Here is a 19637-nt window from a genome sequence, read left to right as displayed (position 1 = left end):
ATTTTCCTCATGTCTCTTGAAACACGCCGTCTGGCCGAGTTGGCCGATCACGATGCTTTTATCAAACGTCATAATGGTCCAAGTCAAGATGACGTGGCCACCATGTTAAAAGCGCTCAACATGCAGCACATGGAAGATCTGATTGAGCAGACCGTGCCGAGCGATATTCGTCTTGGCCGCGAGCTAGCGCTTGATGAACCGCGCAGCGAAGCAGAGGCACTAGAGTACTTAGCCCAGTTGGCACGGCAGAACCGTGTGGCTAAGAGCTATATTGGACAGGGCTATTACGGCACCCATATGCCCGCGGTGATTCAGCGCAACGTGTTGGAAAACCCAGGCTGGTACACCGCCTATACCCCCTACCAACCGGAGATTTCTCAAGGCCGCCTGGAGGGCTTGCTTAACTTCCAGCAAGTGGTCATGGATTTAACCGGCATGGAGTTGGCCAATGCGTCGCTGCTCGATGAAGCTACCGCCGCCGCCGAAGCCATGGCGCTGTGTAAGCGCGGCAATAAGAAAAGTAAATCCAACGCATTCTTCGTCGCCGACGATATTTTCCCACAAACGCTAGACGTGGTTAAAACCCGCGCAGAGTTCTTTGGCTTTGAGTTAATCACCGGGCCTGCGGAAGAGCTGGCCAACCATGATGTCTTTGGGGCGCTTGTCCAGTACCCTTCCGCCAGTGGCGAAGTGCGTGACCTGGCACCGCTATTAAGCGCCGCGGCTGAGCGCAATATCATGACCTGCGTCGCCTGCGATCTTTTGAGCTTGGTGCTGCTTAAAGAACCCGGCCAGCTCGGTGCGGATATTGTGGTGGGCAACTCCCAACGCTTTGGCGTACCCATGGGCTTTGGCGGCCCTCACGCGGCGTTTTTTGCCACCTCCGACAAGCTCAAGCGCTCGATACCTGGGCGTATCATCGGCGTCTCCAAAGATAGCCGTGGTAACACAGCCCTGCGCATGGCCATGCAGACCCGCGAGCAGCATATCCGCCGCGAGAAAGCGACCTCTAACATCTGTACTGCCCAGGCGCTCCTGGCCAACATTGCCGGCTTTTACGCCACTTATCACGGTGCTGAAGGGCTGCGCAAAATTGCTGGCCGCGTTCACCGCTTGGCGACCCTGCTTGCCGAAGGTCTTAAGCAGGCAGGCATAACGCTCGCTCATGACAGTTGGTTCGATACGCTGCGCCTGACGGGCGTCGACGCAGGTAAGATTCATGGCCGCGCCATGACCCATGACATTAATCTGCACTACTTTGCCAATGGCGATGTGGGCATCAGCTTGGATGAAACCACCACCGCCCACGATGTAGCCACATTGCTTGACGTTCTACTGGGCGATGAGCACGGCCTTGCCGTTTCGGTATTGGACGAGCAAGTGGTGGCTAACGGCGCTTCCGGCATTCCCGCTGCCTGCCAGCGCGAAAGCGACTTCTTGAGCCACCCTACCTTTAGTCGCTACCGCAGCGAAACCGAAATGCTGCGCTACTTGAAGCGTCTGGAGAATAAGGACCTATCGCTTGCCCATGCGATGATTCCCCTCGGCTCCTGTACCATGAAGCTCAACGCCACCAGCGAGATGATCCCCGTTTCCTGGCCATCGTTTGCACATCTGCACCCGTTCGCACCCCGGGACCAGGTGGCTGGCTATCATCAAATGATTGATGAGCTATCAGCCTTCCTGGTCGAAGTCACCGGTTACGATCACCTCTCGATGCAGCCCAACTCCGGCGCTCAGGGTGAATACGCAGGCTTAGTGGCCATTCGCCGCTATCAGGCAGCCCAGGGTGAGGGGCATCGTGATATCTGCTTGATCCCCAGCTCCGCCCACGGCACCAACCCTGCCTCGGCGGCCATGGTGCAGATGAAAGTAGTCGTGGTCGAGTGCGATCAAAACGGCAACATCGACATGGCGGATTTGCGTGCTAAAGCCGAGCAACATCGCGATCAGCTCTCCGCCATTATGCTGACCTACCCTTCCACACACGGTGTGTTTGAAACCAGCGTGCGCGAAGCGTGCGAGATCGTTCACGATAACGGCGGTCAAGTGTATATCGACGGCGCCAATATGAACGCCCAGGTAGGGCTAACCCGTCCCGGCGATTTTGGCGGCGACGTGTCGCACCTTAACCTGCACAAAACGTTCTGTATTCCCCACGGCGGCGGCGGCCCGGGCATGGGCCCGATTGGCGTAAAAGCCCACCTAGCACCCTACGTTTCCAACCATGTGGTAACGCCGATCAACGGCGTCAATGCTGATAGTGGTGCGGTATCCGCGGCAGCGTTTGGTAGTGCCTCGATCCTCCCCATCTCCTGGGCTTATATTAAGATGATGGGCGCGCGCGGTCTGCGTGAAGCCACCGAGCTTGCCATCCTAAACGCCAACTACATTGCCAAGCGACTGGAAGCGGCATTCCCGATTCTCTACCGCGGCCAGAATGGTACCGTTGCCCACGAATGCATTATCGATATTCGTCCGCTCAAAGCCGCCTCTGGGATTAGCGAGGAAGATATCGCCAAGCGCTTGATGGATTACGGTTTCCACGCACCAACCATGTCGTTCCCTGTACCGGGCACGCTGATGATCGAACCCACCGAGTCGGAGTCGCTGTACGAAATCGACCGTTTCTGCGATGCGATGATTGCCATTCGTGATGAGATCGCCCGAGTGGAGAGCGGCGAATGGCCGCTGGATAATAATCCGCTGGTCAATGCGCCACATACTCAAGCTGATCTGATGGATAGCGACTGGCAGCGGCCTTATGACCGCCAGTTGGCCGCCTTCCCGACTGCGGCAGTTCAAGCTGCTAAATACTGGCCCGCCGTTAACCGCGTCGATAACGTTTTCGGTGACCGTCAGTTAATCTGCTCTTGCCCTAGCATCGATGAGTACCGCAACTAACGGCAAAGCTGACAAGATATGAAGCGATAGCGCTTTAAGTAACGAGAACGCCCTTGGTGCCTAATCAATTAGACGGCATCAGGGGCGTTTTTTCTTGCAGGCGCTGAGCGTGAAAACCGGCTAATAGCTTCTCATAGCGCTTGGGCAGCACTGAGTCGCGACGGCGCAGCAAATAGAGCACTTCATTGACCGCATTGGGCAGGTTCAACGCTTTTACCTGGCGCTGCCAGGGCGAGGTTTCCAATACCAGTCGCGACACCACGGTAAAGCCTAGCCCCCTGGCCACTGCATCCAGCACCATGCTGACTTCATTGGTAAAGCCTTGATGGCGGAAATGGGTCATCGAGCGAAACTCATCGGGATAATTGGCCCTCAGAAGCGCATTGGCGTGGTTAATACCGTCGTAATAATTGAGAAAACCAATACCCATTAAATCTGACAGTGTGCTGCCCGCAAAATCAGCAGGCACTACCAAGCAGAGCGGTTCTTCATGCCAAATGCTGCAATTAAGCTCGGGGTGGCGCATCGCCTCGGTGACTATCCCAATGTCATAACGCCCTTCGAGCAGGTCATTGACGATTTCGTGGTTAAACGCAAAGCTGTAATTGACCGTTAAATTGGGGTGCATTTGCTGCTGCCCCAATATATACGGATAAAACATCAAGCCAACGCTACCCGGCGAAGCAATGCGGCATTCACCGCTATCCAAAGAGTCATCATCAAGTCCATGACGGAACTGCTCATGCTCAGCAAATAGCTTTAAAGCGTAATCGTAAGCACGCCGCCCCGATTCGGTTAACGTAAAGCCGCGCCCCTTGCGCTCTAGTAGCTCTTTGTTCAAATAGTCTTCTAACTTGCGCACATGCTGGCTTACGCCTGGCTGGGTCATTTCTAACCGTTGCGCCGTACGGGTGAAGCTGCCTGTTTCAACAAGCGTAATAAAGGTACGAAAATAGTGGGCATTGAACATAGTAAAGCGCCATGGTCTTTGATAACGGTCTTTAGCAGCTCTCTTTGAGAACACGCTTTAGGCAACAGTTTCATAACTAACAAAAAGCGCTATTGCCGCCGTTCTATAAAATATGCCTAATAATAGCACAGCCAAGTGAGCCAGCCGCTGCGCTGTACCCGCTGCTTGTGCGTGGTAGTATGCCGAAAGACATCTAAATATGAGGGACAGCCCCGCTAATGACCGAAAACGTTCAACCTCGCGCCACCCTTTCCAGCATCATTTCTCCCGAAGGAAGCCTCGAAGTCCTTTCTCAGCACGAAGTTAATCGGCTGCACAGTACTTCTCAAAGCGGTCTACACGATCTACTTCGGCGCTGTGCGTTGGCAGTACTCAATTGCGGCAATCCCACCGACGATAGTCTGGCGATTTTAGAAGCCTATAAAGATTTTGATATTGAAGTGTTGCAGCAAGATCGCGGCATTCGCTTAAAGCTTACTAACGCGCCCGCCGAAGCCTTTGTTGATGGCCGCATGATTCGCGGTATTCGCGAGCATCTATCCTCGATCATTCGCGATATTGTTTACGTCTACAACGAGATTCAACACCACAATCGTTTCGACCTTAGCACGGGTGAAGGCACCACCAATGCGGTCTTCCATATTCTGCGCAAAGCGGGAACGCTAAAACCCGGCCGCGACCCTAGCCTGGTGGTGTGCTGGGGCGGCCATTCTATTTCTCGGGAAGAGTATGAATATACCAAAGATGTGGGCTACCACTTAGGGCTGCGCGATTTAGATATTTGTACCGGCTGTGGCCCTGGCGCAATGAAAGGCCCCATGAAAGGCGCTAACGTGGCCCATGCCAAACAGCGTCGCAAAGAAGGCCGCTATTTGGGTATTTCAGAGCCCGGCATTATCGCTGCCGAAGCGCCCAACCCCATAGTCAATGAACTGGTTGTCATGCCAGATATTGAAAAACGCCTGGAAGCCTTTGTGCGCCTGGGCCATGGCATTATCGTGTTCCCCGGCGGGGTTGGCACTGCGGAAGAGATTCTCTATTTATTGGGCATCCTGCTGCACCCCAGCAACAAGGATATTCCTTTTCCGTTAATTTTCACCGGCCCCGCCGACTCTGCGGCCTACTTTCAGAAAATTGATGAATTCCTGGTCTATACTCTCGGTGAGGATATACGCCGCTACTACACCATCATTACCGGCGACCCCGTCTCGGTTGCGCGCACCATGCGCCACGGTATCGATGAGATCGCTGAATTCCGGCGCACCCATCAGGATGCGTTCTACTACAACTGGCGATTGACCATTGCGCGCGACTTCCAGGCTACCTTTGAGCCAACACACGACGCCATGCGAGCCTTAGCGCTGCACCGCCAGCAGCCCACCCACGAGCTCGCCGCCAATCTGCGCCGCGCTTTCTCAGGGATAGTCGCGGGCAACGTTAAAGAGGCAGGCATTCGTGCCATTGAAGCTCACGGCCCCTTTGTACTGACTGCAGAGCCCGAGCTCATGCAACGCCTTGACGAGCTACTCACCTCGTTTGTAGCCCAAGGGCGCATGAAACTCGATGGACAGCACTATGTGCCGTGCTATGTGCTGAAATAACGGGAACTATTCCAGGAGTATGGAGCCTGATCAGCTACACTTGGCGGACAACCTCCCACTATTGACCTTGAAAGGAACTCAATATGTCGATGATTAATCAGCTAAAAGATGTAAAAACCAAAGACTTCGCCAAGCACTGCTATGAAAGCAGTAGTGTCGATAAACTACGTGAAGCATCTGAAGGCAGCGCCGATCAGGCAGAAATGGAGCATTGGGGGTTAACCGAAGGGCAGTGGGAAGAGGCGATTGTTGCTGCCCTCGCCGACCATGAAGCTAAAGAGTAACCAGTGCAGCTGCTAATGCAGCTTATTTAATAAAGCCACACCTGTGCCCTATCGATCAGCTCGATAGGGCACTTTAGGTTTTGACTTGATAACCCAAGACGAGGCTTGGCTGATTCCACACAAGGTTTATTCAACGCGAGAGAGAGCAACGCCACCATACACTTCCTGCAGACGCTTGAGCCTGGACAATTCATGTTCAGTTAGTTCAGGGGAGTCCCATAATAGCTGCTCATCAAGCCCCTTCAGCCCTTCCAAGGTGACGGCCAGTTCTGCATCACCAGGAATTTGAGCATCTCCCCAGGGACCAAAGCGGTTGGGTGCGAGGCTCCACTTCAACGTTTCTCCCGGCTCAATACCACCAGGTACGACGTAGTAGAAAGACTCATCCACCCACGGCACTGAGCGATCAGAGCTAGTAAGAACGCCCCTCAATAGAAGCTCAGAAATGGCCTGATCCGTGCTATTGGTTACTTCAAGATCGATTACTGGCTCCGGGGCGCCATAGGGGCTTACGTCAATGTAATAGCGAGCACTATCAATGGTGAACCGTGCTAACTGCTGCTGATCACTCGCAGCTTTCGCATACTTATCTTCTAGCCGCCTTAAGGTGCGAATCGACTGCTCACGCTCACGTGACCGGCGTTCACGCAGAATCTGGTCAGCCCGCTGGATAACCTGATCACCCGTTAACCCATGCATTTGTGCATTAGCGGCTTCGGCAATCTCAGCAGCATTCATGCGGTTAGGGTTGAGAATATCGATACCACTAAACGACGTCGACGTGGCAATGATGATCAAACCTTGATCAAACTCATCGCGCTTGTAGGCTGGCAACGAGTTCCGCACTTCCTCTACAGAGACAACCGATGCAGGCATGGAGCTAGTATCAATGGTGGGATCTGAGCAACCAGCTATCATGAATACTGATAGTGATATTGCAGACAGCCTTAGCAGGCTCCACATACAATCACCTCAAAGCAGGCAGATTAAAATTGCTAAGGAGCTTAACGGAAAGCGCTATTCACCACTACCTCCCAGGCTTTTTGAGAAAGTTTCAAAGACTTAAAAAACACTCGATGAGAAGTAGATCAGGTATAACTCTTTTAGCAAGCGCCCGCCTATAAGCTAAAAGATAGGTGTAAAACATACGCCGAATCGTATTATCCACCTGTTGCGTTCATAAACCTCACGATCTGAACCTCACCATCCGTAGTGAAGTGATGACGCTCAGGTTTTTTCTTCATTGCCGCCACAATGCTCGATTTAAGCCGCAGGGAGTCCCCCGGATAACGTCGCATGACGGCGCGTAAATCTACCGAATGCTCGTTGCCCAGGCAAAGCAGTAGCCGCCCTTCAGCCGTCACTCGAACACGATTACAGGCAGCACAGAAATTGTGGCTATGGGGAGAAATAAAGCCAATCCGTGACTGGCTGTCTGCCATACGGTAATAGCGGGATGGCCCTAGGGTGCTCTCGGTGGTGGGTAGGAGTTGATAGTGGTTTTCTATGGTTTCGCGTACCGCATCGGTGGAAAGAAAGGTTTCACCACGGTTATGCTCGCTGATAGCGCCCAACGGCATCTCTTCAATAAAGCTTATATCGACGTGTTCATTCCGGGCAAAGTTCACCAGATCGAGAATTTCGTCATCATTGCGCCCCTTGAGCAATACGGCGTTGAGCTTAATCGACTGAAAGCCAGCGCGGCGCGCTGCACGGATACCCGCGATCACTTGGCCAAGATCCCCCGTCCGGGTTAATGCTTTAAAGCGCTCGGGCTTGAGCGAGTCGAGGCTGATATTGAGCCGATGTAGCCCGCCTTGCCGCAAAGCATCGGCATGTTTGACCAACCCTGAGCCGTTGGTGGTCATAGCCAGCTCGCGCAGACCTTCCAACTCACCGAGTTTTTGCACTAGCGTGAGTACGCCCTGGCGTACCAGCGGCTCACCGCCAGTTAGACGGATTTTCTCCACACCCAGCTCGACAAATGCCTGCGAAAGCGCGGCTATCTCCTCAAGGGTAAGCAGTTGGGCGCGTGGCAGAAAAGTCATCTCCTCTGCCATGCAATAAACACAGCGAAAATCACAACGATCGGTCACCGATATGCGCAGGTAACGCACCGTACGGCCAAACCCATCAACTAGTGCGCTCATTCCACGGGTTCCTCTTGAGTACTGGCATTAACGGGCAGCCGGGCAATGAGCCCTTTCACCTCTGCGGTAACCTCAGTGATTGTTTGCTCATCATAAAACTGGCCACGCCGCTTGCGCAGGCCGTTTTCATATAGCTTTACGTGCTCTGTGGGTATCACATCCACTTTGGCGAGACAGTGGCTGGCGCAGTGCATCTGGCACCCGTCAATAGCTACGATAGGCCTCCCGGAGCGGGCAATGCGCACCAGGCCGGGCACACCACCGCCCACACCGGCAATGCAGGACATTTCTGCCTCTCCTGCATGGTCAAGGCGCAGAGCAACGCTATTGGCAAGTTGCGCCACATCAGAACAGCCGGAGCAGGCATAAATCAGTGTGCGGGGTTTGTGATGTGAAGACATACCCTCTCCTATAAAAAGCAAACAGCATCAGCAGCCACAGTGAGTATCAAAACTCAAACGGCGAACTGATTGATGGGGTAGTAGGAGTAGGAGCTCCCTTCTGTTACCTGCGTGTCCGGGTGAATCATCAAATAACCTTGGGCCTGACTAGCCGCGCTAAGCATATGTGAGCCCTGCCCGCCCGCTAACTGCGCCACGGGAGCCCCATTCGACCAATCCAGCACTACCCGTAGTAACTCGCAGCGCCCCTGGGGGCCACGCTGAGAAAAGCCCGCTTTTACCGGGTAATGTTGTAGAGCCGCTACGGCTCTACCTTGCATGGCATGAATAAACGGCAGCACCAGCAGCTGCCAGCCCACCAGGGACGCCACGGGGTTACCCGGCAGCGCCATTAACGGTGTGGAAGATGAAAGCTCCACACCCAGATAACCGAACGCAAAGGGTTTTCCCGGTTTCATCGCGACACCATGAAAATACAGCCCGCCGCGCTGCTCGATCACCGGGCGAACATGATCTTCTTCACCAACCGAAACGCCCCCGGTGCACACCACTAAATCTGCAGCGGTTTGTGCGCGTTCAAAGGCCTGATGCAATGACTGCGGCGAATCAGCGATGACGCCTAAATCCAGCACGTCGCACTGAGCTTGCGCTAGCAGTACGTTAAGCATGGCGCGATTGCTGTCGTATACCTGACCCGGTGATCGCACCGTGCCTGGGGCAATCAGCTCATCGCCCGTTGAGAGCAGCGCCACCCGCAGGCGCCGTTTGACGGAAACCGTGTTAATACCATGACTTGCCAGCAGCGCAATCGAAGCAGCATTGAGATATTCACCTGCGGCGAGTAGCGGGGTTCCCATACGGGTCTCCTCGCCCTGGCAGCGAATATTAGCGCCAACCACCAAGTTACCCTCGAGGTGTATATGCCCGTGCTGATCAAGGGTTACCCGCTCTTGAGGTACTACAATATCTGCCCCCATGGGCACCGGTGCGCCGGTAAAAATACGCGCGCAGCCTCCTTCCGGTAGCAGCATGACGCCTGTGCCAGCCGGTACGCGTTGAAGAATGGGTAAGCCTGCACCGCGAGGTGCCGATTGGTAATCAGCCAGACACAGCGCGTAACCATCCATTGCGCTATTGTCCACACCCGGCATATCGAGCGGGGCGACCAACGTTTCTGCCAGCACGCGCCCCGCCGACTGTTCTAGGGGGATGGTGTCTACTGCATTAATGGGCAGGGCGGCGTCGATAAGCCGTTGGCGTGCATCAAACAGATCTAACAAGCCGGGCGTGACTATTTCTGCGCAGTGGCAGTTCATAAGCGCTCCACCTCATTGAAAGAACTCGCTTTATGACGTCCACTGCACAAGGTCGCTGAAGGCAGCACCATGGCGGCGAAGTTGCAGGGCCGAGTGCGGGAGTCCAGCTGCAAAGCGATTATTTTGTCCCACGCCAACGCACACGCTTTGGGCGAGCCGGGCATCGCAAACATCATCGTTCGGTTGGCTACCCCCGCTACGGCGCGAGACTGGATCGTCGCTGTGCCGATGGTCTTCAGAGAGTAGTGGCGGAACAGCTCGCCATACCCCTCAATCGCTTTGTCGAACAGCGGTATCAACGCCTCGGGAGTCGTATCCCGATTGGTAAAGCCAGTGCCGCCATTAACCAGAATCGCGTGGATATCCGTTCGCGCAATCCATTCCGAGACCACGGCACGAACCTGATAGATATCATCAGGCACGATGCGCCTCTCTACCAGGCTATGGCCGCTTTCGCTCAGATGTTTAACCAGCAGGTCACCGCTACCATCCTCATCGAAACCACGTGTATCGGAAACCGTAAGCACCGCGATGCCAAGCGGAGTGAAAAGAGCATCTACTGGAACGTGGGACATCAAGCCTCTCCTATTAGCTTTCCTATTGCCTCAAGCTATTGCATCAAGCTGCCGCCAGCATCGTCATCCAGAACAATCCCTTCGACGCCTATTTCGCTCTCTAACGCCAGCAAATAGTGACGCAGCGCACGTCGAGTTGCTTGTTCCCGTAGGCTATGGCGCACCCGGTCAATAACTTGATCGAAAGGTAACGCCCTACCTTCTCGCCGTTCGTCAATACTCACCACATGCCAGCCATAGCGAGACGCCAAGGGGCGCTCGTGTAGACCTTCGGGCAAGTGCTGCAAAGCGCGATCCAACTCTGGAACCGTCTGCCCTGATACCAGCCAGCCCAAATCACCATCCAGCTCTTTTGAAGGACACGCTGAGTGGTGTTGAGCAAATTCGGCAAACCGTTCGGGTATCTGATTAAGCTGTTCGAGTAGCTTTTCGCCAAGCTGGTAAGCGTCGTCGCGCCCCTGGGAGTCATCGGGTGCGGCCGCGAGCAGAATATGCCGAACGCGTAACTGTACCGGTTCGCTGAAGCGTTCACGGTGGGTGTCGAAAAAGCGCTGGCAATCCGCCTCCCCCGGTTCCGGCACTTCAAGCTCCTTTTCGAGCAAGGCAGCAATCGCTGCATCTTCCTGTGCTTCGCTAACGTCGTCTGTCGACAGTAGGCCCAGAACGTTAGCACGCTGGCGAAGCAGCTCTCTGACCACCAACGCACGGGCTGCCTGAAGCTGGGCCGCCCCCGCCGTTTCGGCGGGGTGGTACTGCATTTCCAACGCAATCGTTGCTTCATCGATAGGGGTGTCACCGACGCGTACCGGAGGCGCAGCGACGCCCCCAGGTAGCTGTTCGATATCAATCATCTGCATGTTATTTCTCCTCTAGTCCTGGACGTGCAAAAGCCGTTTTTTAAATGCGCCGGCGGACAAGCTGATAACGCCGGGTAACATAGCCGAACGGCACGCTCCACACATGCACCAGCCGCGAAAACGGGAACAGCAGGATGATGGTTAAGCCGATAAAGATATGCAGTTTGTAGATCCACGACACTTCCTGCATGTAGTCCGCCGCACCACCGCTAAAGAAGACAATCGACTGCGCCCAGCTGGAGAGTGTCAGCATCATTTCACCGTCCATATGGCCTAGCGAGAAAATGATGGTCACCATGCCAAGGCATGCCTGTAAGACGATCAAACCCAGGATCAAGGTATCCATCAAGCTCGACGACGCCTTTACGCGAGGATTGACCAATCGCCGATAAAGCAGCATGGCGCCGCCCACCACGCACATGGCACCGGCAATACCGCCGACCACGATGGCAATTAGCTGCTTGGTACCGGCATGCAAGAAAGGTGCGTAAACCCAGTGTGGCGTGAGCATGCCCACCAAATGACCAAAAAAGATGACGATAATCCCGATATGGAACAGGTTGCTGGCCAGACGCATGTTTTTCGAGGACAGCATTTGGCTGGAGCCGGTCTTCCAGGTGTACTGGCCTTGGTCGTAACGCATGAGACTGCCGACCAAGAACACCGTACCGGCCAGGTAGGGGTAATAGCCGTAGATAAGATGTTGCAAATATTCAATAAACATGGCGATTCTCCTTTTAGCGATCGACCACGGTTGAGGAAGGGGCAGTGTTCCAGGCGGACGGCATGATTTTGACGGGGTCGCTGTGCACTGCATTTTTGCGCTCGGCAAGCCGCCGCCCTTCGGCAGACTGCAGCGCGCAGTCCTCGTCAGAGGTTGCCGAGAAACGCACCGCCTCTTCTTCCCATACGGCGTCCAAGGCTTCGGGGGTGTTGTCAGGCACTTCTTTCTTGACCTGGGGCCGATGCTCCTCGACATCGCCCTCGGCACCGATTAACGCCAATAGTGACAACGGTACCAGCGCGTGATCCGCACCCCGCTCCTCCAGCCGTGCGGTCAGCAGCGCCAGGATATGGCGTATCTCGCCCAGCCAGCGGCCGATCTCGGCGTCGTCGCACAGCGAAAGGTATTCAAGAAACACCGGTAGATGATCGGGCAGTTCACGGGCATCCAGCTCGAATCCGGCCGCGCTGTACTCGGCCATGAGATCGACCATGGCCTGGCCACGGTCACGTGATTCACCGTGAACGTGCTCGAATAGCAGCAGCGACGTAGCTCGCCCCTTATCGAACATGGCCACGTACTCGGCCTGCAGTTCAAGCAGGTCGCCCTCTTGGAGACGCTGACACCACTCCATTAGCGACGCTTTGAGAGCCGCCCCCAGGCGGCGCTCGGCATTGAGAATTTCGATGAGCTCACCGCTGGCATCCTGAAGTTCCTGGGTCGGGTAATCGAGCAGGCGGGCCAGTACGCGTAGGCTACGCATACCCTGTAGCGGCTCAAATGACGGCTCTAACGGGGTCGGCGATTGGGTAGCGGCTTCAGTCATGACGAGACTCCTCAAGTTGTGGCTGCGGGTCGAAGACCTCTACCGGTTTTACCAACACGCTGGTCTGCTTACGGCCGTTAAATAGGCTCGGCTGGCTCTCACCGTGGCAACCATCACCAAAGGTAAAGCCGCATCCTCCCCGTTCAGGGAAGGCTTCGGTGGCCATTTCACGATGGCTGGTGGGGATCACAAACCGATCCTCGTAGTTGGCAATGGCCAGGTAGCGGTACATCTCCTCTACTTGGGCCACGCTCAGCCCCACGGCATCGAGCACCTCGGCGTTGGGGGCACCCTCCACGTGCTTGCCGCGCATGTAGACACGCATCGCCATCAAGCGCTTGAGTGCCAACACCACGGGCTCCTCTTCGCCTGCCGTCAACAAGTTAGCCAGGTACTTCACCGGGATACGCAGTGATTCGATCTTGGGCAGGATGCCATCGAACTCTACATGCCCAGCCTCAGCGGCGGACTGAATCGGCGACAGCGGCGGCACGTACCACACCATAGGCAGCGTGCGGTATTCCGGGTGCAGCGGCAGCGCCAATCCCCAGTCGATAGCCATCTTGTAGACCGGTGAGGCCTGGGCGGCTTTGATGACGTTATCCTGAATGCCATCACGCTTGGCCTGGGCAATCACTTCCGGATCGTTGGGATCTAGGAAAATTTCGCGCTGGCGGTGGTAGAGGTCACGTTCGTCAGGGGAGCTTGCTACTTCCTCGATGCGGTCAGCGTCATACAGCAGCACGCCAAGGTAGCGAATGCGGCCCACACAGGTCTCGGAGCAGATGGTCGGCTGACCGGCCTCGATACGCGGGTAGCAGAAAATACACTTCTCGGACTTACCGCTTTTCCAGTTGTAGTAAATCTTCTTGTAGGGGCAGCCGGAGATACACATCCGCCAGCCGCGGCACTTGTCCTGATCGATTAGAACGATGCCGTCCTCTTCCCGCTTGTAGATCGCACCGCTGGGGCAGGACGCCACACAGGTGGGGTTCAAGCAGTGCTCGCACAGCCGCGGCAGATACATCATGAAGGTGTTTTCGAACTGGCCGTAAATATCTGCCTGCACCTTGTCGAAGTTGGCGTCTTTGCGCCGCTTGGCGAACTCGGTGCCAAGAATCTCTTCCCAGTTCGGGCCCCACTCGATCTTTTTCATACGCTGACCGGAAATCAGCGAGCGTGGACGCGCCACCGGCTGGTGCTCACCGATCTTGGCGGTATGCAGGTGTTGGTAGTCGAAAGTGAACGGCTCATAGTAGTCATCCATCTCGGGCAAGTCGGGGTTGGCGAAAATGTTCGCCAGCACCCGCCATTTGCCACCAATACGCGGTTCAATCCGGCCGTCGTTACGGCGCATCCAGCCGCCCTTCCACTTGGCCTGGTTCTCCCACTCTTTGGGATAGCCGATACCGGGCTTGGTCTCGACATTGTTGAACCAGGCGTACTCCATACCTTCGCGACTGGTCCAGACATTTTTGCAGGTCACCGAACAGGTGTGGCAACCAATACACTTATCAAGGTTGAGAACCATGCCTACCTGGGAACGAATTTTCATTTCACGGCCTCCTGAACGCTGTCATTGCCTTCACCATCCAGCCAGTCAACGTGTTTCATCTTGCGCACTAACACGAACTCATCGCGATTTGAGCCGACGGTGCCGTAATAATTAAAACTGTAAGAGAGCTGCGCGTAGCCGCCGATCATATGGGTTGGCTTGGGGCAGACACGGGTGACCGAGTTGTGAATACCGCCTCGCGTACCGGTGACCTCAGAGCCAGGGACGTTCACGTTGCGCTCCTGGGCGTGGTACATCATCACCATGCCCGCCTTGACCCGCTGGCTGACCACTGCCCGCGCGGCAATCGAGCCATTGGCGTTGTAGACCTCGATCCAGTCGTTGTCCTCGATATCGATCTCGGCAGCGTCCGCCTCGGAGAGCCACACCACCGGGCCGCCGCGGTTGAGCGTCAGCATCAGCAGGTTGTCCGAGTAAGTGGAGTGGATGCCCCACTTCTGGTGCGGGGTGAGAAAGTTCAGCGCTTTGCTCTTGAAGCCGTTGTCGGCAGGAAGCTGGAAGCCTTTGGCCGCCTTGGTATCGATGGGCGGGCGATAGACCAGCAAACTTTCGCCGAAAGCGCGCATCCAGGCATGATCCTGATAGAACTGCTGACGACCACTCACGGTGCGCCAGGGGATCAGCTCGTGAACGTTGGTGTAACCGGCGTTATAGGAGACATGCTCATCCTCGAGGCCAGACCAGGTCGGGCTGGAGATAATCTTGCGCGGCTGGGCGACGACATCGCGGAAGCGGATTTTTTCGTCATGTTTGGGCCTTGCCAGGTGGGTATGGTCACGCCCGGTAATTTTGGAGAGTGCATCCCACGCTTTTACTGCCACGGCGCCGTTGGTTTCTGGTGCCAGGGTCAGAATCATCTCGGCAGCATCGATAGCGCTGTCGATCAATGGACGCCCTTTATGCGGGCCATCCAGCTTGCGATGGTTGAGGTTGCCCAGCAACTCGACTTCAGCATCGGTATTCCAAGCGATGCCCTTGCCGCCGTTACCGATGCTTTCCAGCAGCGGCCCTACCGAGGTGAAGCGCTCATAGGTTTCGGGATAGTTGCGCTTGACCTCTATCAGCGATGGCATGGTCTTACCGGGAATCGGCTCGCATTCGCCCTTCTTCCAATCCATTACCGCCGGTTGGGCCAACTCTCCTGGCGAGTCGTGCTGCATCGGCAGCGTGACCAGGTCGGTCTCTTCGCCCAGGTGGCCTACACACACCTTGGAAAACGCCTTGGCAATGCCCTTGTAAATATCCCAGTCGCTGCGCGATTCCCACGCAGGGTCGGTGGCGGCAGTCAAGGGGTGAATAAAGGGGTGCATGTCAGAAGTGTTAAGGTCGTCCTTCTCATACCAGGTCGCCGTCGGCAGCACGATATCCGAGTAGAGGCAGGTGGTGGACATGCGGAAATCCAGCGTCACCAGCAGGTCGAGCTTGCCTTCCGGCGCCTCGTCACGCCATACCACTTCTTCGGGCTTCTGGCCGCCGAAGTCGCCCAGATCTTTACCCTGAATACCGTGGCGAGTACCCAGCAGGTACTTGAGCATGTACTCATGGCCCTTACCGGAACTACCTAGCAGGTTGGAACGCCAGATGAACATATTACGCGGGAAGTTCTCTGGCGCATCCGGGTCTTCCGCTGCAAAGCGCAGTTCACCGTTCTTGAGCTGCCGAACGGCATAGTCGGCTGTCGACATACCCGCGGCTTCGGCTTTTTTCGCTAGGCGTAGCGGGTTAGTGTCCAGTTGAGGTGCTGACGGCAGCCAGCCCATGCGCTCAGCACGCACGTTAAAGTCAATCAGGCTACCGGGGTAATCCTCGGCCTTGGCCAACGGTGAAAGAATTTCTTTAATCTCGAGCTTCTCGTAGCGCCACTGGGAGGAGTGACTATAGAAGAAGGAAGTAGAGTTCATATGGCGCGGCGGACGCTGCCAATCAAGACCAAAAGCTAGCGGCGTCCAGCCAGTCTGCGGACGCAGTTTTTCCTGACCAACATAGTGGGCCCAGCCGCCACCGCTCTGACCGATACAACCACACATGACCAACATGTTAATCAGGCCGCGGTAGTTCATGTCCATGTGGTACCAGTGGTTCATACCGGCACCCACGATGATCATGCTACGGCCGTTGGTTTTATGGGCGTTATCGGCAAATTCGCGGGCAATGCGGGTGCACTGCTCTGCTGGCACACCGGTGATTTTCTCCTGCCACGCGGGGGTATAGGGGCGAATCTGATCAAACGAAGTCGCGCCATCATCTTCGCCGTCGCCGACAAAGCCACGGTCGATACCGTAGTTGGCGCACATCAGATCAAAAACGGTGACCGCCAGCATTTCGCTGCCGTCAGCTCGCTTCAGACGCTTGGCGGGCAAGTTGTGGAACAGTAGGTCATCGGCGGCGCCGACACCGGCTCCTTTTACGTGTTCAAAGTGTTCGTGCTCGATGCCACCGAAGTAAGGGAACGCCACGCGGGCGACGCTATCGTGGTGGTTGACCAAACTGAGTAACGGCTTGATCTCGGTGCCGACGGCGTCCAGCGATTCCAGGTTCCACTTGCCCACTTCGTCGCCGGTTTCGCCCCAGCGGAAACCGATGGAACCCCGTGGCACCACCAACTGGTCACGGGTTTCGTCCCAGGCAACGGTTTTCCACTCGGGATTGTTTTCCTGGCCCAGGGCAGCATCAAAATCACTGGCACGCAGTTGGCGACCCGGTGCGAAGCTGCCGTCTTCACGCACTTCCAGTTCCACCAGGAACGGCATGTCGGTATAGCGGCGTACATAGTCTGTGAAGTAAGCACTCGGGTTATCGAGGTGGAACTCTTTGAGGATGACATGGCCCATGGCCATCGCCAGGGCGGCATCGGTGCCCTGCTTGGCGGACAACCATTCGTCGGTCAGCTTGGAGACTTCGGCATAATCCGGAGTGATCGAAACCGTCTTGGTGCCCTTGTAACGTACTTCGGTAAAGAAGTGAGCATCCGGGGTACGCGTTTGAGGTACGTTAGAGCCCCAGGCGATGATGTAGCCGGAGTTGTACCAGTCAGCGGACTCGGGAACGTCGGTCTGCTCGCCCCAGGTCATTGGCGAGGCCGGCGGCAAGTCACAGTACCAGTCGTAGAAGCTCATGCAGACGCCGCCAATCAGCGAGAGGTAGCGGCTACCTGCGGCGTAGCTGACCATCGACATGGCAGGAATCGGTGAGAAGCCAAGAATACGGTCGGGGCCGTACTGCTTGGCGGTGTAAACGTTTGAGGCAGCGACCAGCTCGTTGAGCTCGTCCCAGTTACCGCGAACGAAGCCGCCCATGCCGCGAGCACGCTTGTACTGTTTGGTCTTGGCGGGGTCTTCGACAATAGACGCCCAGGCGTCTACCGGGTCTGGGTTAGCCTTCAGCGCTTCGCGCCATAGCGCCAGCAACGGCTTGCGGATCAACGGGTACTTGAGGCGGTTGGCGCTATACAGGTACCAGGAGTAGCTGGCACCGCGGGGGCAGCCACGCGGCTCATGGTTAGGCAGGTCGGGACGGGTACGGGGGTAGTCAGTCTGCTGGGTTTCCCAGGTAACCAAACCGTTTTTGACGTAGATCTTCCAGCTACAGGAGCCGGTGCAGTTCACCCCGTGGGTGCTGCGTACCACTTTGTCGTGCTGCCAGCGGGCACGATAGCTATCTTCCCACTGGCGGGATTCGCTGCGTAGCTCACCGTGTTCGTTGGCAAAAGGTTCGCGGGACTTGCGGAAGAAATTCAGCCGATCTATGAAGTGACTCATGGTCGATCTCCAGGCTCCTCGGAAATTTGCATACCCGACAGTGCGGGTTCCATGGAGTAGATTCTGCGTGATCGACAAGCGAATTACTGCGTGATTACCTCCATATACACCCTATCTACCCCCAAGGTGATAGAGCGGCCAACGTAAAGGAATAGAGGTTGGCACTGTTGAAATTACACCGTGCGTGAATAACGGTTTTCCGTTGGTTTCAGGTAGGCGTCGAACGCCATGGCCAAGTTGCGGATCATCAATCTCCCTGAGGGCAGCACCTCGATTTCATGGTCGCGCAAAGCAATTAACCCGTCGTCCGCCATCTCCTCGAGGCTCGCCAAGGCACTCGCGAAGTAGCTGCGAAAATCGATATCGTGTCGGGCCTCGATAGCGGCAAATTCAAGACGGCCGTGACACATCAGGGTATTAATGACATCGCGGCGCAGGCGGTCGTCATCGCTAAGGCGATAGCCACGGAAGACCGGTAAACGCCCTTCATCCAAACGATGCTGATACTGGGCCGTTTCCTTGACGTTCTGGCTGTAGGTATCGCCCACCTTGCCAATCGAGGTAATGCCCAGCCCAATCATGTCGCAGTCGGCGTGGGTAGAGTAGCCCTGAAAATTGCGCTGCAGAGTGCCATTTTCCCGGGCCAGGCTCAGCTCGTCATTCGGAAGGGCGAAGTGATCCATGCCGATGTAGACATACCCTGCGGCCGTCAGACGGTTAATCGTAAGCTCCAGTAGCTCCAGCTTGCGCTCGGGGGGCGGCATGTCTTCGGGGCGAATTAGCCGCTGGGCTTTAAACAGTTCGGGCAGATGGGCGTAGCTATAAGCGGCAATGCGATCCGGTTGCAGGTCAATAATCTTGGTTAGGGTCGTATCGAAACTCGCCACCGTCTGCAGCGGTAAACCGTAGATCAGGTCAACGCTGACCGATTCAAACCCCGCCTCGCGGGCAGCCTTGACCAGGGATACCACCTGCTCTTCGCTCTGGACGCGATTGACCGCTTGCTGCACGTCGTGATCGAAGTCCTGAACCCCGAAACTCAACCGATTGAAGCCCAGCGTGTAGAGCTCGTACACCTGTTCGGGGGTCACGGTGCGGGGGTCTACCTCCAGCGAGAATTCGCGCTCTTCAGGTGCAGCGAAGTGAAACGCTTCGTCCAGCGCCGTCATCAGTTCGCTTAGCTGGGCGTTGCTTAAGTAGGTTGGGGTGCCGCCGCCCAGGTGTAATTGGGTCATTTGCCGGGCGGTATCGAACAGCGCTCCCTGAACACGTATCTCCTGTTTTAACCACTCCAGGTATTCGGCGGCTCGCTCGGTATTATGAGTAATGATTTTGTTGCAGGCGCAGTAGTAGCACAGGCTTTTGCAGAACGGGATATGCACATAGACCGAAAGCGGCTTGGGTACTGCGACCCGATTACTGCGCTCGGCGGCGCTACGGTAATCATCCTCGGCAAACGCGGCATGAAACTGGGGCGCAGTGGGATACGAAGTGTACCGCGGGCCTGGGCGGTCATATTTCTCTACCAGGGGGCGATTGAAGAGCAGTTCATCTTGCATGATCGAAATTGGTCTCTGAAAAGGGGCTCTAAAAGAGGTCTCTGAATAAGATCTCTGGAAGTGAGGGCACAAGCATTGGTTAATATTCATACAATATACGTTTTAAAAACTGCCTGCATCCAGCTTGCCTACTCTT

At 55.9% G+C, this 19637-nt stretch carries 15 protein-coding genes; 3 read left to right on the top strand and 12 right to left on the bottom strand.

Annotated elements, in window-relative coordinates; all coding sequences use genetic code 11:
• Nucleotides 1-9: 9 nt before the first annotated feature.
• Complete coding sequence (gcvP, locus tag QEN58_RS09035; protein ID WP_280106762.1) at nucleotides 10-2904, top strand: aminomethyl-transferring glycine dehydrogenase; 2895 nt, start codon at nucleotides 10-12, stop codon at nucleotides 2902-2904.
• Between the two features lie 64 nt (nucleotides 2905-2968).
• Here gcvP and QEN58_RS09030 read toward each other — a convergent pair whose 3' ends face one another.
• Nucleotides 2969-3874: a LysR family transcriptional regulator gene (locus tag QEN58_RS09030; protein ID WP_280106761.1), complete on the bottom strand. Its 906-nt coding sequence runs from the start codon at nucleotides 3872-3874 to the stop codon at nucleotides 2969-2971.
• Between the two features lie 218 nt (nucleotides 3875-4092).
• Here QEN58_RS09030 and ppnN point away from each other — a divergent pair, with 218 nt between their 5' ends.
• Complete coding sequence (gene ppnN / locus QEN58_RS09025; RefSeq protein ID WP_280106760.1) at nucleotides 4093-5475, top strand: nucleotide 5'-monophosphate nucleosidase PpnN; 1383 nt, start codon at nucleotides 4093-4095, stop codon at nucleotides 5473-5475.
• Between the two features lie 83 nt (nucleotides 5476-5558).
• The gene (locus tag QEN58_RS09020) at nucleotides 5559-5759 is read left to right on the top strand and encodes a hypothetical protein (RefSeq protein WP_071693172.1); all 201 of its coding nucleotides are present in this window, start codon (nucleotides 5559-5561) and stop codon (nucleotides 5757-5759) included.
• A 126-nt stretch (nucleotides 5760-5885) separates the two neighbouring features.
• Here the strand turns inward: QEN58_RS09020 and QEN58_RS09015 are convergent, their stop codons facing one another.
• The 11 genes from QEN58_RS09015 to hemN form a co-directional block, all read right to left on the bottom strand.
• The gene (locus tag QEN58_RS09015) at nucleotides 5886-6677 is read right to left on the bottom strand and encodes a DUF6694 family lipoprotein (protein ID WP_425270313.1); all 792 of its coding nucleotides are present in this window, start codon (nucleotides 6675-6677) and stop codon (nucleotides 5886-5888) included.
• 242 nt (nucleotides 6678-6919) lie between these two features.
• Nucleotides 6920-7909 (bottom strand): GTP 3',8-cyclase MoaA, encoded by a 990-nt coding sequence (gene moaA, locus QEN58_RS09010; RefSeq protein WP_280106758.1) that lies wholly within the window; start codon nucleotides 7907-7909, stop codon nucleotides 6920-6922.
• Nucleotides 7906-8310, bottom strand: a complete 405-nt coding sequence (locus tag QEN58_RS09005) for a putative zinc-binding protein (protein WP_280106757.1) — start codon at nucleotides 8308-8310, stop codon at nucleotides 7906-7908. The genes moaA and QEN58_RS09005 overlap by 4 nt, the downstream gene beginning before the upstream one ends.
• 53 nt (nucleotides 8311-8363) lie before the next feature.
• Nucleotides 8364-9626 carry a molybdopterin molybdotransferase MoeA gene (locus QEN58_RS09000; RefSeq protein WP_280106756.1) on the bottom strand — a complete coding sequence of 421 codons (1263 nt, stop codon included), beginning with the start codon at nucleotides 9624-9626 and terminating at the stop codon, nucleotides 8364-8366.
• Complete coding sequence (moaB, locus tag QEN58_RS08995; protein ID WP_280106755.1) at nucleotides 9623-10201, bottom strand: molybdenum cofactor biosynthesis protein B; 579 nt, start codon at nucleotides 10199-10201, stop codon at nucleotides 9623-9625. The genes QEN58_RS09000 and moaB overlap by 4 nt, the downstream gene beginning before the upstream one ends.
• 35 nt (nucleotides 10202-10236) lie before the next feature.
• A complete protein-coding gene (locus QEN58_RS08990) occupies nucleotides 10237-11058 on the bottom strand; it encodes a peptidylprolyl isomerase (protein ID WP_280106754.1) in 822 nt (273 codons plus the stop codon).
• Nucleotides 11059-11098: 40 nt separating this feature from the next.
• Nucleotides 11099-11782 carry a respiratory nitrate reductase subunit gamma gene (narI, locus tag QEN58_RS08985; protein ID WP_088701516.1) on the bottom strand — a complete coding sequence of 228 codons (684 nt, stop codon included), beginning with the start codon at nucleotides 11780-11782 and terminating at the stop codon, nucleotides 11099-11101.
• Between the two features lie 13 nt (nucleotides 11783-11795).
• Entirely contained in the window at nucleotides 11796-12608 is an 813-nt protein-coding gene (gene narJ, locus QEN58_RS08980; RefSeq protein ID WP_280106753.1) for a nitrate reductase molybdenum cofactor assembly chaperone, read from the bottom strand.
• Nucleotides 12601-14163: a nitrate reductase subunit beta gene (gene narH, locus QEN58_RS08975; protein WP_280106751.1), complete on the bottom strand. Its 1563-nt coding sequence runs from the start codon at nucleotides 14161-14163 to the stop codon at nucleotides 12601-12603. The genes narJ and narH overlap by 8 nt, the downstream gene beginning before the upstream one ends.
• Nucleotides 14160-17942: a nitrate reductase subunit alpha gene (locus tag QEN58_RS08970; RefSeq protein ID WP_280106750.1), complete on the bottom strand. Its 3783-nt coding sequence runs from the start codon at nucleotides 17940-17942 to the stop codon at nucleotides 14160-14162. The genes narH and QEN58_RS08970 overlap by 4 nt, the downstream gene beginning before the upstream one ends.
• A 173-nt stretch (nucleotides 17943-18115) precedes the next feature.
• Nucleotides 18116-19501: an oxygen-independent coproporphyrinogen III oxidase gene (gene hemN / locus QEN58_RS08965; RefSeq protein ID WP_280106749.1), complete on the bottom strand. Its 1386-nt coding sequence runs from the start codon at nucleotides 19499-19501 to the stop codon at nucleotides 18116-18118.
• Nucleotides 19502-19637 lie beyond the last annotated feature (136 nt).

Source organism: Halomonas alkaliantarctica, from assembly GCF_029854215.1.
Lineage (GTDB): Bacteria > Pseudomonadota > Gammaproteobacteria > Pseudomonadales > Halomonadaceae > Vreelandella > Vreelandella alkaliantarctica_A.
The sequence above is the reverse complement of the archived record's forward strand: the minus strand, read 5'-3'. Positions and strand labels throughout refer to the sequence as shown.

Coding starts and splice junctions, on each gene's coding strand:
- gcvP (WP_280106762.1), top strand. CDS start 10: ATGTCTCTTGAAACACGCCGTCTGGCCGAGTTGGCCGATCACGATGCT.
- QEN58_RS09030 (WP_280106761.1), bottom strand. CDS start 3,874: ATGTTCAATGCCCACTATTTTCGTACCTTTATTACGCTTGTTGAAACA.
- ppnN (WP_280106760.1), top strand. CDS start 4,093: ATGACCGAAAACGTTCAACCTCGCGCCACCCTTTCCAGCATCATTTCT.
- QEN58_RS09020 (WP_071693172.1), top strand. CDS start 5,559: ATGTCGATGATTAATCAGCTAAAAGATGTAAAAACCAAAGACTTCGCC.
- QEN58_RS09015 (WP_425270313.1), bottom strand. CDS start 6,677: ATGATAGCTGGTTGCTCAGATCCCACCATTGATACTAGCTCCATGCCT.
- moaA (WP_280106758.1), bottom strand. CDS start 7,909: ATGAGCGCACTAGTTGATGGGTTTGGCCGTACGGTGCGTTACCTGCGC.
- QEN58_RS09005 (WP_280106757.1), bottom strand. CDS start 8,310: ATGTCTTCACATCACAAACCCCGCACACTGATTTATGCCTGCTCCGGC.
- QEN58_RS09000 (WP_280106756.1), bottom strand. CDS start 9,626: ATGAACTGCCACTGCGCAGAAATAGTCACGCCCGGCTTGTTAGATCTG.
- moaB (WP_280106755.1), bottom strand. CDS start 10,201: ATGTCCCACGTTCCAGTAGATGCTCTTTTCACTCCGCTTGGCATCGCG.
- QEN58_RS08990 (WP_280106754.1), bottom strand. CDS start 11,058: ATGCAGATGATTGATATCGAACAGCTACCTGGGGGCGTCGCTGCGCCT.
- narI (WP_088701516.1), bottom strand. CDS start 11,782: ATGTTTATTGAATATTTGCAACATCTTATCTACGGCTATTACCCCTAC.
- narJ (WP_280106753.1), bottom strand. CDS start 12,608: ATGACTGAAGCCGCTACCCAATCGCCGACCCCGTTAGAGCCGTCATTT.
- narH (WP_280106751.1), bottom strand. CDS start 14,163: ATGAAAATTCGTTCCCAGGTAGGCATGGTTCTCAACCTTGATAAGTGT.
- QEN58_RS08970 (WP_280106750.1), bottom strand. CDS start 17,942: ATGAGTCACTTCATAGATCGGCTGAATTTCTTCCGCAAGTCCCGCGAA.
- hemN (WP_280106749.1), bottom strand. CDS start 19,501: ATGCAAGATGAACTGCTCTTCAATCGCCCCCTGGTAGAGAAATATGAC.